This window comes from Microbacterium sp. zg-B185, from assembly GCF_030246885.1.
In the GTDB taxonomy this organism is placed as follows: Bacteria; Actinomycetota; Actinomycetes; order Actinomycetales; family Microbacteriaceae; genus Microbacterium.
The window spans coordinates 2,001,624-2,016,661 of the sequence record NZ_CP126739.1; the positions used below are offsets into that span (position 1 = coordinate 2,001,624).

Genomic DNA, 15,038 nt, shown 5'->3' on the forward strand with positions numbered 1-15,038 from the left:
CTCAACAGGAAGGAGAGCCGATGGATCGCTACCGGTTCTGCTCCGCGGCCTTGTCCTCGCTTCACGGGCACACCTTCCACGGCATCCATCCCTCTCATCGCAGCGAGCCGCCCGGTCGGGTCCATGGCGCGGACTCCGCCGGATCGCCGCTCGTTGGAGCGCAACTGCGCGGCTGACCCCGCCCAACGACCGTTGCCCGGCCGCCTGCGACGTCATCTGCGCGCACGCGGCGCAGATGACGTGTGGAGTCGGCTCTGTGCGACCACTCAGCCACACAGCCGACTTCGCCCACCCCTTCGGCACCCACAAGGAGCGACATGAACGACTACACCTGGAACCGTCAGCCATCGGCCGGCGCACGCCCGATCACGCCCAGTGACATCCACCTGCCCCCGACTCAGCCCATCGACGTGTCCGCACTCATCGCTGCAGAGCTGCTACAGCGCGCTGTGAAGGGCCCGCCGGGTTAGACCGCGATCAGCGGGAGAGTGAATCGACCGCGGCGGCCACGACGCGCGCCATCCGCTTGCGGATGAGGTGGTCTCCGCCGTCGATCTTCTGCACCGCGACGTGGCGCATCCGTTCCACGATCCGCAGTGCACCCGGCACGAGGAACGGGTCGAGCGTCCCGTACACGACCTGGATGCCGGTGTCCACGGCTGCGATGTCCGTGATCGCGGTCTGGGACTCGATCGAGTTCTCCAGCGAGAGGACGAAGGCCGTCCAGTTGGTCTCATCCACGACGAGCGCGTTCTTGATCGGCGACAGACGCGCCACGAAGGCGGCATTGCGGATGGTGAATGCCGGGTTTCCCCGCAGGAAGTCGTAGACCTGCCGGTAGATCTTCATCGCGGCGCGGTCGATCGGATCCCCGACGACATCCGGCGGCAGGTAGATCGGCGGGCTCACCAGCACCAGTCCGGATAGGTGCGTGGAGCGCCGCGCGCCGTACCGTGCCGCGATCAATGCGCCCATCGAATGCCCCACGAGCACGAATGGTCGTCGCAGCTCAAGCCGCCGGAGCGTCCGCTCCAGGTAATCGACGTGTTCTTCCAGTGTGAACGTCGAGCCCTCCGGAGCGGGCGAGCCCCCGAACCCGAGCAGATCGATGGCCACCACACGGTGGGTGGAGCGGATCAGCGGCACGACATTCTCGAATGTCACCGAGGAGGACGCGATGCCGTGCACCAGGACGACGACCGGTCCGGTCCCCTCATCCAACGCCACGTGCAGCGACGGCCGGTTCCGGCGCTCCCGCAGCTTCGCCAGCGCTCCGGTCAGAACGCCCCGTGCGCTCCCATCGGCGCCGGTGCGGTCATCCCGCGGGCCTTCACCTACGCTGTCCCGCTCTGTCTCCACGGCGCATTCCGATCGTGGCGGCGAACGGCCGGTTGCGCCGCACTCTGTCACCGAACACCGATCCGACGACAGACGCCAGGGCCAGAGGTCCCCGCGCGGAGAGCACGGGGACCGGCACGCGCGCCGGCGCGTCCGGGGTGCGGCGTCCACGGGACCAATGGCACTGCCCCTATGTGCGGCCGGTAGCAGAGGGTGGCCATACGCATCCGGCGTCTGCTCGGATGCGTCACTGTTCTGCTGTATGAGAGGAAAGATCATGGCTCGCAATCTCGTGCGATTCGACCCGTTCATGGGACTGGAAGTGCTGCGCCACGACCTGTTGAACGACACCTTCCTCAGGGGAAGCCGCGGCAAGCTTCCGACCACCGACGTGTACACCGAAGGCGACGACGCGCTCGTCGTCGAGGCACATCTGCCCAATTTCGACGAGAAGGACGTCTCGGTGACCGTGGACCGCGGCGCTCTGGTGATCCAGGCCGAGCGGCACGAGAAGCAGGAGGACAAGGGCAAGAACTACGTGCTGCGCGAGAGCAGCAGCAGCTTCTACCGCAGCATCGCGCTACCGGAGCAGGCAGAAGACGGCAAGATCTCCGCGTCGTTCGAGAAGGGCGTGCTGAAGGTCACCGTCCCGCTCAGCGGCGGGACGTCTCCGCGCAAGATCAGCATCGGCTCCGCGCAGGGCGAGATCGGCGGCGCGGGAAAGGCCGCGCCGGCAAGCGGCGCAGCTTCGGAAGGATCGGGACCCTCGCAGTGATGCGTCGAGCCACCACTTCCCACGTGCGTCAGCGGGCGCGACCCGGCACGCGCGGGCTAGCTCTCAGCACGTATCGCCTCCCCATTCGCGGGGTGAACTCGGACTGAGAACGCTGCCGGGTTCCCTCCTCGTCTGTTGGTGCTTGCGGGGAGGGGACCCGGCTTCGTATGCGCGGCGTCGCCCTCGGGCGCCGGCGCGCGTCGCGCCCGCCCTCGGCGGGCGGGACTTTGGACACTATTGCGGTCTAGCGCTGCGGCGCATGATGAAATCGGCGGCGGAATGACAGAACCACCTGCCCGGCCGCGCTGGAGAAGTGCGATGATCCGGGTATTCCTCGTCGACGAGAGTGAGATCCTGCGGCTGGGCATCACGACGCTGATCCAGTCGCAACCGGGGTTCCGAGTGGTCGGCGAGTGCAAGTCGGTGCTGCAGGCGCCGGCACGCATCGCGGCCGCCGCGGTCGATGTGGTGGTTCTGGATGCCCATCTGCAGGATGGCAGCGGGATCGAACTGTGCCAGGTGGTGCGCTTGATGCGCCCGATGCCGCGCTGCCTCGTCTTCACCGCAGACTCGGCGCGGGCCACACTCATCGCCGCCACGCTGGCCGGAGCATCCGCGTACGTCCTGAAGGGCGCGCCGCCGTCCAGCTTCGTGGAGGCACTGGTGCGGGTCTCGGACGGTGAGCAGCTGCTCCTGGCGCCGGACGGCGCGACCGGGACATCCCGCGCCGCGGTGCCGGCGACCGCCCGCGCGGATCCTGATCTCTCCCTCCGTGAACTCCAGGTGTTGCGGCTGATCACCGAGGGGATGACGAACAAGCAGATCGCGCACGTTCTGGACCTGGCAGAGAAGACCGTGAAGAACTACGTCTCGGGACTCCTCGTGAAACTCGGCCTGGAACGGCGCACCCAGGCCGCTGTCTACGGAGTCGTCCACGGCGTGCGGCGGCCGGAGCCGGCGATGCCCGCCGTGGCACCGCGTGCGACCGACCCCGCCACGATCACGGAGCCGGTGCGTCATCCGCTCGAACCCTGATGGTCCGGCCGGGCCCACGGCGCAACAGCGATCGACCCCGCGCCCGGGAGCGCGGGGTCGATCGCTGCCGTGGTCCTAACGACGGGTGGCGGTGACGATGAGGTACTCCCACGGCATGACACCGTCCCGGAAGAACCGATCCCCGAGCGCCGCCATGTCGGCGTCGAGAGCGGCGACCTTCTCGGGGTCGTCGGCGATGAACCGGTACACCGCGATCGTCGGACCGTAATTGGCCTTGAAGAAGTCACGCAGTTCCTCGCCCGTGGCGAACCGGTCGACCAGGAGCGCCTGCTGGTGGGCAACCACGCCCTCGACGCGGTCGCCCAGAAGCATCCGGACATGCTCGACGCTCCCCCACAGCGGAGCGGGCGAAGAGCCGGGCGGCGGCGGCGGCGCGTACGGCTTCATCGTCGCGAAGAGCTGCCCCACGAAGCCGTTCGGCGTCCAGCTCAGGATGCCGATCCGCCCGCCGGGGCGGGTTACCCGGACCAGTTCATCCGTGGCGAGCTCGTGGTGCGGTGCGAACATCACGCCGATGCTCGAGAGCACGACGTCGAATTCGGCGTCGCCGAACGGGAGGGATTCGGCATCCGCGGTCTGCCAGGTCAGGTCGATCCCTTCGGTCTCGGCGGCGGCGCGTCCGACGGCGAGGAGCTCCGGAGTCAGGTCCGTGGCGATGACGGCGGCACCGCGCCGAGCGGACGGGATCGCGGACGTGCCGGTGCCGGCAGCGACGTCCAGGACGCGCTGGCCGGGCTGCACATCGACCGCTTCCACAAGGATGCCGCCGAGGGGGCGGACCACCTCGTCCACGACGACGGGGTAGTTTCCACTGGCCCACATCGCGGCGTGCTTGGCCTTGAGCGCCCTGTCCTCGGGGGTACCCGTCACGGTGCCGGTGGTGCTGGTAGAGGTCGACATCTGATTCCTCCTGTTGTGGTTGGTGCCACCACGGTAGGAATGCCGGGTCGTTGCGCGCATCGGCGCCGACGCGCAGGATCCGCCCCCCGGCGCAGGCGGGCTGGCGGCCGGCGCGTACGCGCTACGTGGCGGACAGAAGTCGTGCGACCGCGGCAGTGCGGGCTGTGCGCCCGCTCAGCCCGAGCTTCGCGTACACGTTCTGCAGATGCCGCTCGACGGTGCGCACGGACAGGAACAGCTCGGCGGCGATGGCATCGTTGTCGTACCCGGCTGCGGCACGACGCAGTATCTCGAGCTCCCGCGGAGAGATCAGCGCCGCGACGTCGTCGGGGCGGACGTCGGTGGCCGCACGCCGGTCCGGCTCGAGGAATTCCGTGATCTCGTGCAGGAAAGCCGGCCAGGCGGGCTCGTCGGCCAGCACGATGTGATTGTGACTGTCCAGACCGACGAGACGGGCACCGCGAATGCCGGCCGCGAGGTGCCGGGCATGATGGAACTCGTTCATCTGATCGCCTCGACTGTGGATGACCAGGGTGGGAAGATCCAGTTCGGGCAGGCGCCACGACGAGTCGGTGACCTGGCGCTGGGCGCGGGAGGTGACCGCTGTCTCGGTGTCGCATGCCCGCCGCTGCAGGTCGTCGAGCCACCGCATCTGATCCTCGGTCCCACCGGGGATCATCATGCTGCTGAAGACCCGACGGAACTCGGACGTCGGCCGAGCCCATCCCACCCGGATCAGCGCCTCGAAGGCCGCCAACAGCTCCAGCTCCTCCGCAGTCGCCGCTGCCTGCGCCCCCGAATAGCTGCCGTAGAACACCAGGCGGGTGAGGCGGTCGGGATGCCGCGCGGCGTACTCGATCGCGACCGGACCACCCTGCGCCATGGCCATGAGCGCGAACCGGTCGAGCCCCGCGTCCGCGACGACGGCCTCCAGATCGGCGACGCGGGCGTCCAGGCTGTGGTCGGTGACTCCCCGGTCCGAGAGCCCGTGCCCACGCTCGTCGTAGCGGATGACGGTCGCGATCCTGCCCAGTTCGACCAGGTAATGGCGCCACACCGGGCTCTCCCAGTCGAACTGCAGGTGGCTGAGCCAGCAGGCATCGATCAGCAGCGGCGGCCCGGATCCGTGCACGGCGTACGCGATGCCGACCCCATCGGCCGACCGGGCGAACCGGATGTCCTGGACGACATCGGCCTTGCGCGTCTCCACGCCGACATCATAGAAGGACCGCGTCCTGAGCACACCGGGGTCGGCGAGCGCGGGCATCGGGCGGCCTCGCATCCCCTGCGCCTACTGTGGGCAGGAGACTGCGCCGCACAGCGCCGGCGGCGCCGCACGACGAAAGGCTTCTGTGAACATCACCCTGCTCTCACGATTCGTGGCGGCGGCCGAAGAACTGCACTTCCCTCGGGCAGCACAGGCCCTCGATATTCCGCTCGCCTCGCTGTACTCCTCGATCGAGAAGCTGGAGCACGAGGTCGGTCATGCCCTGTTCACCCGCGATCAGGGCCGGATTCGACTGACCCCGGCCGGTGCTCGTCTTCTGGCCGATGCCAAGAGCCGGATCGCTGCAGCACCGCCGGCAGCGGAAAGGCCCGCCGTCCCGGCCGGGGGCAAGGCCAAGGCGTCGAAGGGCAAGGGGCGCACCCCCGCCGTCAAGGGCCAGCCGAAGCCGTTCAAGAAGCGTCAGGGCCGATAACCGGCGGACGCCGCCGAGCGGCGCATGCCGTGTCGGCGCCTAACGCGGGTCCAGGGCGTCGCTGAGCTCGGCGAGGAACCTGGCGATCACCGTCAGCTCGGCAGCGTCGTACTTCTCGGCGACCCCGCGCATCACGCGGAGTCGCTCGCCGAAATGGCGGAAGAAGGCGCTGCGCGATTCGTCCGTGAGAACGACGATCCGGGCACGCCCGTCGCTGGGGTGGGGTCGCCGTTCGATGTGACCCGATCGGGCGAGGCGGTCCAGGAGCTTGGTGGTGGAAGCGGTGGAGATGCGCAGGTGACGCGCCACCTCGTGGGGACTGACCGTCTCTCCGCGGCCTTCTCGGACGATGAGCATGCGCAGGGCGGCGAGGTCGCTGGAGTTCATCTCCATGTCGCCCTTCATCCCGCCGTGCATGCGATCCATGGCGTCACTGAGCGCCCGGACGCCCTGCAAGACGTCGGTGACGACGCGGTCGTTCGATCCTTCAGCCGGCCGGGGCTGCGACATGTGGACACTCCCTCCCTCCCCTTGTATCATCAGCGGAAAGCTTATCGCTAGCTAAACTAGCGAAAATGAGGAGGGTCCATGATCGATGCTGACCACGTGGTCCTTCTCGATGAGGAGGGTCGAGCGATCGGCACCGCTCCGAAGAGCAGTGTGCACGGGACCGACACCGCCTTGCACCTCGCATTCTCCTGCCACGTGATGAACGACGCCGGGCACGTGCTGGTGACACGTCGAGCCCTCGACAAGACCACCTGGCCGGGCGTGTGGAGCAACTCGTTCTGCGGGCATCCCCGTCCCGCCGAGCCGGTGCTCGCCGCCGTGCATCGCCGCGCAGAGTACGAGCTGGGCCTCGCGCTCGCCGACATCGAACTGGCACTGCCCCTGTTCCGCTACCGCGCCGTCGACGCGAGCGGCATCGTCGAGCACGAGGTGTGTCCGGTGTACATCGCCCGGACGAGCACCGAGCCGGTCCTGAACCCGTTGGAGGTCAGTGAGGCCAAGTGGGTCGACCCGCACGATCTGGGCACATCTCTGACCGCGACCCCGTGGGCGTTCAGTCCGTGGCTGGTCCTTCAGGCGGAGCAGCTGCACCTGTTCGACTCCGAACCTGCGCTCCCCCGACGACGCGCGTCATGATCTCCTCCGCCACACGTGCGGCCATCGACGACGCGATCGATGGCTCGCTGAGCAGGCTGCGACGGCGCGCGGCCGACCTCGGCGACGGATTCGAACAGCTCGCAGAGGCGATCGGCCGCGCCACGGCCGGTGGCAAGCGCACGCGGCCGGCGCTGGTGGCTGCCTCGTACACGGCCTTCGGCGGCGACTCGTCCGCGTCCCCCGCGCTGTGCTCCATCGCGGCGGCGTTCGAACTCCTGCACACGGCGTTCGTCGTGCACGACGACGTCATCGACCACGACACGGTGCGTCGCGGCATCCCCAACGTCGCCGGCGAGTTCCGCGCGCGCGCCCGGGCGCGAGGGGCCGATGCCGACGATGCCGCGCTCGTCGGGGACGCCGCGGCGATCCTGGCCGGCGACCTGCTGCTTCACGAAGCGTCCCGCCTGGTGGCTCTCGCGGACGTGTCCGCCGACGTCCGCGCCCGCTTGTACGCACTGCTGGACGAAGCGATGTACGTCTCCGCCGCCGGCGAACTCGCCGATGTCGAGAACGCCGTGATGCCGGACTACGCCGAAGCGGAAGCCATCTTCGACGCGACCTTCAACAAGACCGCCGTGTACTCGTTCAGCGCCCCCCTCTGCGCCGGCGCCCTGCTGGCCGGGGCGCCGGCGGATGCGCTGGCCGCACTGGAGACCCAGGGCGGTCGGCTCGGACTCGCCTTCCAGCTCGTGGACGACCTCATCGGCGCGTTCGGCTCGGCCGAGCAGGCGGGGCGCGACGAGGGCGGTGATCTGCGTGAGTCAAAGCGCACTCCGCTGATCGAGCTGGCGCGCCAGAGCCCATCCTGGTCGCGGGTGAACGACGCGCTGGCGCTGGCCTACACGGGACCGATCGCCGTCCGGGAGGCTCAGCTGGCGCTCGAGGAGAGCGGCGCCCGGTGGAGTGTGCGCACGCTGATCGTGGACACGCTCGGCGAGGTCCGCGCAGCCGTGGAGGCTCCGGCGTTTCCGCCCGCGGCCCGAACACTGCTGCGCGACATCGCGGACCGCGTCCAGGAGCGCATTCCGTGAGTCACAAGCCGACCGGGCTGGCCCTGTACGACAAAACGGCCGAGGATGCCGCGGCCGCAGTGATCTCCTCCTACTCCACATCGTTCGGCCTGGCCGCGCGCCTGCTCGGTCCGCGACCCAGGCCGCACGTGCGCAACGTCTATGCGCTGGTGCGGATCGCCGATGAGATCGTAGACGGACCCGCCACCGCGGCGGGATTGGATTCGACCGCGGCGCGCGCAGTGCTGGATGAACTCGAGGCCGAGACGGTCGCGGCGATCGGACGCGGCTTCAGCTCTAATCTGGTCGTACACGCGTTCGCCCGCACGGCGCGGGAGTGCGGAATCGGCGAAGACCTCATCGCGCCGTTCTTCCGCTCGATGCGCACCGATCTGCTCACCACCCGGCACGACGAGACCTCTCACCACGAGTACGTGTACGGGTCGGCGGAGGTGGTCGGCCTGATGTGCCTTCAGGTCTTCGTCAATGCCGGCGCGCGGCATCCCACCGCCCCCGATGATGACCTCACCGACGGCGCCCAGCGCCTCGGTGCGGCCTTCCAGGACGTGAACTTCCTGCGCGATCAGCATCACGACGAAGACGCGCTCGGCCGCGACTACCTCGGTCTGTCAACCGGCGCATCGACCCGCGCCGAGATTCTGGATCGCATCGACGCGGACCTCGCCGCCGCGGCAGCGGTGATCCCGCGCCTGCCCGTCGACTGCCGGCGCGCGGTCACCGCCGCCCACGACCTGTTCGCGTCGCTGTCCGCCCGGCTGCGCCGGGAATCGGCATCCAGCGCGCGTGTGCGCGTTCCCAACCCCGTGAAGGCGGCCCTCGCCGCCCGCGCCTGGCTCGGCTTCGCACCGCGCCGGAGCACCCCGCGAGCACCAGCATGACCACGAGCGAATCGACGACGGAGGATCAGCACATGCCCGAGGATGACAGCGGCGCCGCCATCGTGATCGGCGCCGGGATCGCGGGGCTCGCCACGGCCGCGCTGCTCGGCGCAGAGGGATGGCAGGTGACCGTCCTGGAAGCTCGGGACGAGGCCGGCGGCCGCGCCGGCTCGTGGGAGCACGAGGGCTTCCGTTTCGACACCGGACCCAGCTGGTACCTCATGCCCGAGGTCTTCGACCACTTCTTCCGCCTGCTGGGCACCTCCGCCGAACGGGAGCTGGACCTGGTGCCTCTCGACCCGGCCTACCGGGTGTACAGCCAGCCGTCGCCGCAGCACCGGCTGCCGCCCACGGACGTGCGGTCCGGGCGGGATGCCGCGACCGGCCTGTTCGAGCGGATCGAGCCCGGTGCCGGCGCCAAGCTCGATGCCTACCTGGACTCGGCCGCGGACGCCTACGAGCTGTCCGTATCGCGGTTCCTCTACGACACGTATGAGACCACCGCGGGTCTGCGCGACCCCGTGCTGCTGCGGCGGGCCGGCCGGCTCGCTCCCCTGCTCACCCGTTCGCTGGCCAGCCATGTCGAGCGCCGGTTCACCGACCCCCGGCTGCGCCAGATCCTCGGCTATCCGGCGGTCTTCCTGGGCGGCTCGCCCTACAGCGTGCCGAGCCTGTATCACCTGATGAGCCACCTCGACCTCGACGACGGCGTCCTGTACCCCCGCGGCGGATTCACCGAGGTGATCGCGGCCGTGCGCCGGCTCGCGATCGCCAACGGCGCGACGATCCGCACCGGCTGCGAGGTTGTCGAGATCACCACGACGGATGCCGCGGTCACGGGCGTCCGCCTCTCCGACGGTCGCGGCATCCCGGCGTCGCTGGTCGTCTCGACCGCCGACCTGCATCACACCGAGACGGCGCTTCTCCCCCCGCACCTGCAGAGCTATCCCGAGAAGTGGTGGGCGAAACGCACCCCCAGCCCCGGCGCGCTCCTGGTGCTGTTGGGGGTGGACGGAGAGCTGCCGCAACTGGCTCATCACACCCTCCTGTTCGCGGAGGACTGGCGGGCGAACTTCGACGACATCTTCCAGGAGCCCAGCCGGATCCCGGCGCCCGCCTCGCTGTACGTGTGCCGCCCCAGCGCCACCGACCCGCACGTGGCCCCATCGGGTCACGAGAACCTGTTCGTGCTGGTGCCGATCCCCGCCGACCCCGGCATCGGTCGCGGCGGGATCGACGGCGACGGCGACGCGGCAGTCGAGACGGCTGCGGACCGCGTGATCCAGCAGATCTCGGACTGGTGCGGCATCCCGGATCTCTCCGATCGGATCGTGGTGCGGCGCACGATCGCCCCCGGTGATTTCGCCGCCGATCTGCACTCCTGGCGCGGGAACGCGCTCGGTCTGGCCCACACGCTGGGACAGAGCGCGATGTTCCGCCCCCGCAACGCGTCCCGCAAGGTCCGCGGCCTGTCGTACGCCGGCGGGTCGGCGCTTCCCGGCATCGGACTGCCGATGTGCCTCATCTCAGCCGAGCTGGTGCTCAAGCGCCTCCGCGGCGATCGCACCCCCGGCCCCCTGCCCGAGCCGGCCAGGGTGTGACGTGCCCGGGGTCTATCTGATCGCGATTCTCGTCTCGGCCGCCGGCATCGCCGCGCTCGACGCGCGGTGGCGTCTGGCCGCCTGGGACTCGCCGGCGCGCACCGCCGTGGCGGTGCTGCTCGGCACGGCATTCTTCCTCGCCTGGGACGCGGTGGGGATCGCGACCGGCGTGTTCGTGAAAGGTGACAGTCCGCTTCTGCTCGGAGTCGACCTGGCCCCCGAGCTGCCGGTCGAGGAACCGTTCTTCCTGGCGTTCCTGTGCTACCTGGCGCTCGTGGTCTGGTCCGCGGCCCGACGGCTGCCTCGGCTCAGTGCAGACCGGCGCAGCCTCGAGGGGACGCGCGAGTGACCTACCTGCTCATCGTGGTGCCGTTCGTCCTGGCCACCGCGGTCGTGACCCTCGCCACTGTCCGGCGTCCGTGGTTCGCCCGTCGGATGGGTGCGTCGGGCATCGCCGCCCTCGTCCTGGTGTGCCTCACTGCGGTGTTCGACAACCTGATGATCGCCGTCGGGCTCTTCACCTACCCGCCGGAGCACCTGAGTGGCGTGCGGATCGGACTGGCGCCCGTGGAGGACTTCGCCTATCCCCTCTGCGCGGCGTTCCTGGTGCCCGCCGTACTCACCCTCCTGACCCGGCCGGCGCCGGTCGAGGCGACCGCATGAGCGACCGGCAGGCGCTGCGGCCCGGCGCCGTGATCCGGCAGCTGTTCATCGCCTCACGTCCGGTCAGCTGGATCAACACGGCCTACCCGTTCGCCGCGGCGTACCTGATGACCACGCGCGAGATCGACGTGACGCTGGTCGTCGGCACGCTGTTCTTCCTCGTGCCCTACAACCTCGCGATGTACGGGATCAACGACGTGTTCGACTACGAGTCCGACCTGCGCAACCCGCGCAAAGGAGGCACGCACGGGGCGGTCCTGGACCGGCGCATGCACGCCGTCACCCTCTGGGCGGCGGTGCTGGCCTGCCTGCCGTTCGTGATCTTCCTGGTGCTCGTCGGCGATCCCTGGTCCTGGCTGGTCCTGGGCGTGAGCCTGTTCTTCGTGGTGTTCTACAGTGCGCCGCCGCTCCGGCTGAAGGAGGTGCCGTTCGCGGACTCGGTGACCTCCAGCATCCACTTCTTCTCCCCCGCCGTGTACGCGCTGGTGCTCGCCGGGGCGACCTCGAGCTGGCAGCTGACTGCGGTGATCGTCGCATTCGCGCTGTGGGGCGTGGCTTCGCACGCGTTCGGCGCCGTCCAGGACGTGGTGGCCGACCGCGAGGCAGGCATATCGTCCATCGCAACGGCCCGCGGCGCCCGATGGACGGTCTGGTTCTCGCTGGCCTGCTATCTCGCCGCGGGTGTGGTGATGCTCGTCACACCGTGGCCCGGTCCGCTCGCGGCGCTGGTGGCCGTTCCGTACCTGGCCACGGTGTGGCCCTTCCGGCGCATCACCGACGCGACCGCCGAGCGGGCGACGGCCGGCTGGCGGCGGTTCCTGTGGCTCAACCAGATCGCAGGCTTCGCCGTGACGGTGCTGCTGATCTGGGTGTGGCTGCTCACCGACTGAGCCGCTCGGCCGGCGGCATGGTGCCCGCCCGAAAAGCGGAAACGCACCCCCGAAGGAGTGCGTTTCCGCGTGACCTGCGCCGGCCGCTGCTAGTCGCCGAGCTCGATGAGCTGCTCGATGGCGGTGGTGAGCCGCTCATCGGCCGCCCCGTACGCCGCCCAGTCACCGGCCTGAAGCGCCGCCTGACGGTCCAGCAGGGCCTGCTGGGCCTCCTGCAGAGCAGCCTGGTAGGTGTCCGCAGGCGGCGTGGCGGGTGCGCTCGGATCCGGTGTCGGCTCCCCGGGCGTCGGCGTCGGCGTCGGCGTCGGGCCGGGTGTCGGAGTGACATCCGCGTCGCCGGTGTCGACCCCGGAGTCTCCGCCGAACAGTGCGTCGAGCGCCTCGTTGAGCGTGTCCTCGAACGCCACCTCGTTGCCGAAGGCGACCAGCACCTTCTGCAGCTGCGGCAGCTGGGTGCCGCTGGAGGCCTGGACGAACACGGGCTGCACGTACAGCAGCCCGCCGCCGACGGGGAGGGTCAGCAGGTTGCCGTTGATGACCTCGGACTGTCCCTGTTTGAGCAGGTTGATCTGAGAGGAAATCAGCGGATCCGAGTTGAACGTGTTCTGCACCTGGCCGGGACCGGGCACAGTGGTGTCCGCGTCGACCACCAGCATTCGGAGCTTGCCGTAGTCGGCGTTCTTCACGCCGGTCTCGCTGCCCGCGTTGGAATCGACGGCGAGATACCCCATCAGGACGTTGCGTGACGCGGTCCCCTCCGAGGCCGGGATGAAGCTGGTGAACATCGAGTAGGTCGGAGCGTCCTGGCCGGGCATCTGCATCGTCAGGTAGTACGGAGGCTGCAGAACGGTGTCCAGCTGCGGGTCGTTCGGCGTCTGCCAGGCGTTGTCGCGCTGGTAGAAGGACTGCGCGTCATCGACGTGGTACACGCCCAGTGCGTAACGCTGCACCTTGAACAGGTCCGTCGGGTACCGCACGTGGGCCATCAGATCGCCCGACATCTCGCTGATCGGCTTGACCGTGGAGGGGTACACGTTCTGCCACGCCTGGAGCAGGGGGTCTTCGTCATCCCAGGCATAGAGCGTGACCGAGCCGTCGTATGCGTCGACGGTGGCCTTGACCGAGTTGCGGATGTAGTTGATGTCATCCAGCGCGAACCGCTGCGCGGTCGTGTTGGAGTCCGAGATCGCCTGCTGGAGGCTCACGGTCGTCGAGTACGGGTAGTTCGCGCTGAGGGTGTAGCCGTCCACGATCCACACGATGCGCCCGTCGACCACGCTGGGGTACGGGTCGCTGTCGAGGGTCAGGTACGGTGCAGCTTTCTGGACGCGCACCCGCGGATCGCGATCGTAGAGGATCTGCGAGTCCTCGTTGACGTAGTCCGAGAAGAGGATCTGCTCCGACTGGAACTTCAGCGCGAAGATCAGCCGGTTGAAGACGCTGCCGATGCTCGGACCGCCGTCTCCGGTGAACGTCGTCTTCGTCTCGGACGCGCCGTCCGCGCCGGACGGGTAGTCCAGCTCGACCGGGTCGGTGCCCTCGGGCGCGCCCACGATCGAGTACGGCGGCGAGTACTCGCCGAAGTACACCCGCGGCTCGAAGTCCTCCTGATCGGAGAGGAAGCCGGCGGCCGGGATGCCGCGCTCGAGGAAGACCGGGTCGCCGTCCGTGGTGCGGTCGTTGCCCTTGGCCGCGACGACACCGTAGCCGTGCGTGTAGACCAGCGACGTGTTCTGCCACGACGCGGCGGCGCCGAGCTGGTCCATGTTCAGCTCGCGGACGGACACGACCGTGTCCTGGGAGACGCCGTCGATCTCGTAGCGGTCGACATCGAGCGGGTCGGCGAACTGGTAGTAGCCGCGGAACTGCTCGAGCTGTCGCACCGTCGGGCTGATGACGGTGGGGTCCATGATGCGGATCTGCGCGGTGGTGGCCGCGTCTTCACGCAGCTGATTGGGTCCGACGTCGGTGACGGCTTCGAAGTTGGTCTTCTCGAGCCCATCGATGCCGTACGCGGCTTGCGTCATGTCGATGCCGCGCTGGTAGTACTCCCGCTCCAGCGCCAGCTGGTTCGGGCGCACCTGGAAGGTGTTGACCACCCACGGGTAGCCGACACCGACGACGATCGCCGAGACCACCAAAAGCGCGGTGGCGATCAGCGGGTACCGCCAGCGGCCGATGATCGCGGTGACGAAGAACAGGATCGCGACGATCACGGCGACGACCGCGAGGATCGTCTGCCCGGGGATGACGGCATGCACACCGGTGTACCCGGGACCGGTGATGCGATCGCCCGGCTCGACGAGGGTCTTGTAACGGTCCAGCCACAGACTGGCTCCCTGAGCCAGGAGATACAGCCCGGCGATCACGGCGAGCTGGATGCGCGCCGCCTTGGAGATCCGAAGCTCACGCTGGCCGATCCGCACCGACCCGTACAGGTAGGACACGAGGGCGGTCACGAGCAGGCACACCAGGAGCACCGCCGAGACGAACCCGAGCAGCGCGCTGTAGAACGGCATCGCGAACAGGTAGAAGCCCGTGTCCAGGTTGAACTGAGGGTCGGTCATGTCCGTGGCGACGCCGTTGAACCACAGCCACGTGGTCTCCCACTGCGCGGATGCCGCGAAGCCGGAGAAGAACCCGAAGAAGATCGGGATGCCCCACATCGCCAGGCGGCGCAGCGGTTCGACGACCTCCTGGTAGCGGTCCAGCTGCGAGCTGAGCCGCGCGTACACCGGGCGCAGGCGGTAGGCGAGCTGGATGGCGAGCCATACCGGGACGGCCATGCCGATGAACCCGATGACGAACATCACCACGCGGGCGGTCCACTGCGTCACCAGGACGGAGTCGAAGCCGAGCTGCGCGTACCACTGCCAGTCCGCGTACAGATTGGCGAACACGAAGAAGGCCACGACGAGGGCGGCGATGATGGCGAGGGAGATCGCGATGATCCGGCGGGAGCGAGAGGGCGTGGCCGGGGCCGGCGCTGAGGTCGTGGTCACAGGTCCATCCTAGGTGCGCGGGTCTGGGGGGCCGTCG

16 protein-coding genes are annotated in these 15,038 nt (G+C 69.1%); 11 read left to right on the forward strand and 5 right to left on the reverse strand.

Annotated elements, in window-relative coordinates:
- Positions 1-317: 317 nt before the first annotated feature.
- The gene (locus QNO12_RS09645; protein ID WP_257502462.1) at positions 318-470 is read left to right on the forward strand and encodes a hypothetical protein; all 153 of its coding nucleotides are present in this window, start codon (positions 318-320) and stop codon (positions 468-470) included.
- Positions 471-477: 7 nt separating this feature from the next.
- On the opposite strand, the gene QNO12_RS09650 is transcribed toward QNO12_RS09645, so the two are convergent.
- Positions 478-1,359, reverse strand: a complete 882-nt coding sequence (locus QNO12_RS09650) for an alpha/beta fold hydrolase (protein WP_257502461.1) — start codon at positions 1,357-1,359, stop codon at positions 478-480.
- A gap of 256 nt (positions 1,360-1,615) precedes the next feature.
- Between QNO12_RS09650 and QNO12_RS09655 the strand changes: the two genes are divergently transcribed.
- Positions 1,616-2,113 (forward strand): Hsp20/alpha crystallin family protein, encoded by a 498-nt coding sequence (locus QNO12_RS09655; RefSeq protein WP_257502460.1) that lies wholly within the window; start codon positions 1,616-1,618, stop codon positions 2,111-2,113.
- A gap of 318 nt (positions 2,114-2,431) precedes the next feature.
- Complete coding sequence (locus tag QNO12_RS09660) at positions 2,432-3,148, forward strand: LuxR C-terminal-related transcriptional regulator (RefSeq protein ID WP_257502459.1); 717 nt, start codon at positions 2,432-2,434, stop codon at positions 3,146-3,148.
- A gap of 75 nt (positions 3,149-3,223) precedes the next feature.
- Here QNO12_RS09660 and QNO12_RS09665 read toward each other — a convergent pair whose 3' ends face one another.
- Together QNO12_RS09665 and QNO12_RS09670 are read right to left on the reverse strand one after the other, a co-directional pair.
- The gene (locus QNO12_RS09665; protein WP_257502458.1) at positions 3,224-4,069 is read right to left on the reverse strand and encodes a class I SAM-dependent methyltransferase; all 846 of its coding nucleotides are present in this window, start codon (positions 4,067-4,069) and stop codon (positions 3,224-3,226) included.
- 121 nt (positions 4,070-4,190) lie between these two features.
- Entirely contained in the window at positions 4,191-5,279 is a 1,089-nt protein-coding gene (locus tag QNO12_RS09670) for an alpha/beta fold hydrolase (RefSeq protein ID WP_257502457.1), read from the reverse strand.
- A 142-nt stretch (positions 5,280-5,421) separates the two neighbouring features.
- On the opposite strand from QNO12_RS09670, the gene QNO12_RS09675 reads away from it, so the two are divergent.
- Positions 5,422-5,769, forward strand: coding sequence for a LysR family transcriptional regulator (locus QNO12_RS09675; RefSeq protein ID WP_257502456.1), 348 nt, complete (start codon positions 5,422-5,424; stop codon positions 5,767-5,769).
- A 39-nt stretch (positions 5,770-5,808) separates the two neighbouring features.
- Here the strand turns inward: QNO12_RS09675 and QNO12_RS09680 are convergent, their stop codons facing one another.
- Positions 5,809-6,279, reverse strand: a complete 471-nt coding sequence (locus QNO12_RS09680; RefSeq protein WP_257502455.1) for a MarR family winged helix-turn-helix transcriptional regulator — start codon at positions 6,277-6,279, stop codon at positions 5,809-5,811.
- 78 nt (positions 6,280-6,357) lie between these two features.
- On the opposite strand from QNO12_RS09680, the gene idi reads away from it, so the two are divergent.
- From idi to QNO12_RS09715, 7 genes are read left to right on the forward strand one after another with little or no spacing between them, the layout of a single operon-like run.
- Entirely contained in the window at positions 6,358-6,915 is a 558-nt protein-coding gene (gene idi, locus QNO12_RS09685) for an isopentenyl-diphosphate Delta-isomerase (RefSeq protein WP_257502454.1), read from the forward strand.
- Positions 6,912-7,967, forward strand: coding sequence for a polyprenyl synthetase family protein (locus tag QNO12_RS09690; RefSeq protein ID WP_257502453.1), 1,056 nt, complete (start codon positions 6,912-6,914; stop codon positions 7,965-7,967). Before idi ends, QNO12_RS09690 begins: the two co-directional genes overlap by 4 nt.
- Complete coding sequence (locus QNO12_RS09695; RefSeq protein ID WP_257502452.1) at positions 7,964-8,845, forward strand: phytoene/squalene synthase family protein; 882 nt, start codon at positions 7,964-7,966, stop codon at positions 8,843-8,845. Before QNO12_RS09690 ends, QNO12_RS09695 begins: the two co-directional genes overlap by 4 nt.
- 32 nt (positions 8,846-8,877) lie before the next feature.
- A complete protein-coding gene (gene crtI / locus QNO12_RS09700; RefSeq protein WP_257502451.1) occupies positions 8,878-10,446 on the forward strand; it encodes a phytoene desaturase family protein in 1,569 nt (522 codons plus the stop codon).
- A gap of 1 nt (position 10,447) precedes the next feature.
- Positions 10,448-10,795 (forward strand): lycopene cyclase domain-containing protein, encoded by a 348-nt coding sequence (locus QNO12_RS09705; protein WP_257502450.1) that lies wholly within the window; start codon positions 10,448-10,450, stop codon positions 10,793-10,795.
- Positions 10,792-11,109 (forward strand): lycopene cyclase domain-containing protein, encoded by a 318-nt coding sequence (locus QNO12_RS09710; RefSeq protein ID WP_257502449.1) that lies wholly within the window; start codon positions 10,792-10,794, stop codon positions 11,107-11,109. The genes QNO12_RS09705 and QNO12_RS09710 overlap by 4 nt, the downstream gene beginning before the upstream one ends.
- Positions 11,106-11,999, forward strand: a complete 894-nt coding sequence (locus tag QNO12_RS09715) for a prenyltransferase (RefSeq protein WP_257502448.1) — start codon at positions 11,106-11,108, stop codon at positions 11,997-11,999. The genes QNO12_RS09710 and QNO12_RS09715 overlap by 4 nt, the downstream gene beginning before the upstream one ends.
- An 89-nt stretch (positions 12,000-12,088) precedes the next feature.
- On the opposite strand, the gene QNO12_RS09720 is transcribed toward QNO12_RS09715, so the two are convergent.
- A complete protein-coding gene (locus QNO12_RS09720) occupies positions 12,089-15,001 on the reverse strand; it encodes a UPF0182 family membrane protein (protein WP_257502447.1) in 2,913 nt (970 codons plus the stop codon).
- Between the last annotated feature and the right edge of the window lie 37 nt (positions 15,002-15,038).

Bases quoted from the DNA above. Each gene is read 5' to 3' on its own strand.
- QNO12_RS09690 (WP_257502453.1), top strand. From the start codon at position 6,912: ATGATCTCCTCCGCCACACGTGCGGCCATCGACGACGCGATCGATGGC.
- crtI (WP_257502451.1), top strand. From the start codon at position 8,878: ATGCCCGAGGATGACAGCGGCGCCGCCATCGTGATCGGCGCCGGGATC.
- QNO12_RS09660 (WP_257502459.1), top strand. From the start codon at position 2,432: ATGATCCGGGTATTCCTCGTCGACGAGAGTGAGATCCTGCGGCTGGGC.
- QNO12_RS09715 (WP_257502448.1), top strand. From the start codon at position 11,106: ATGAGCGACCGGCAGGCGCTGCGGCCCGGCGCCGTGATCCGGCAGCTG.
- QNO12_RS09680 (WP_257502455.1), bottom strand. From the start codon at position 6,279: ATGTCGCAGCCCCGGCCGGCTGAAGGATCGAACGACCGCGTCGTCACC.
- QNO12_RS09665 (WP_257502458.1), bottom strand. From the start codon at position 4,069: ATGTCGACCTCTACCAGCACCACCGGCACCGTGACGGGTACCCCCGAG.
- QNO12_RS09645 (WP_257502462.1), top strand. From the start codon at position 318: ATGAACGACTACACCTGGAACCGTCAGCCATCGGCCGGCGCACGCCCG.
- idi (WP_257502454.1), top strand. From the start codon at position 6,358: ATGATCGATGCTGACCACGTGGTCCTTCTCGATGAGGAGGGTCGAGCG.
- QNO12_RS09655 (WP_257502460.1), top strand. From the start codon at position 1,616: ATGGCTCGCAATCTCGTGCGATTCGACCCGTTCATGGGACTGGAAGTG.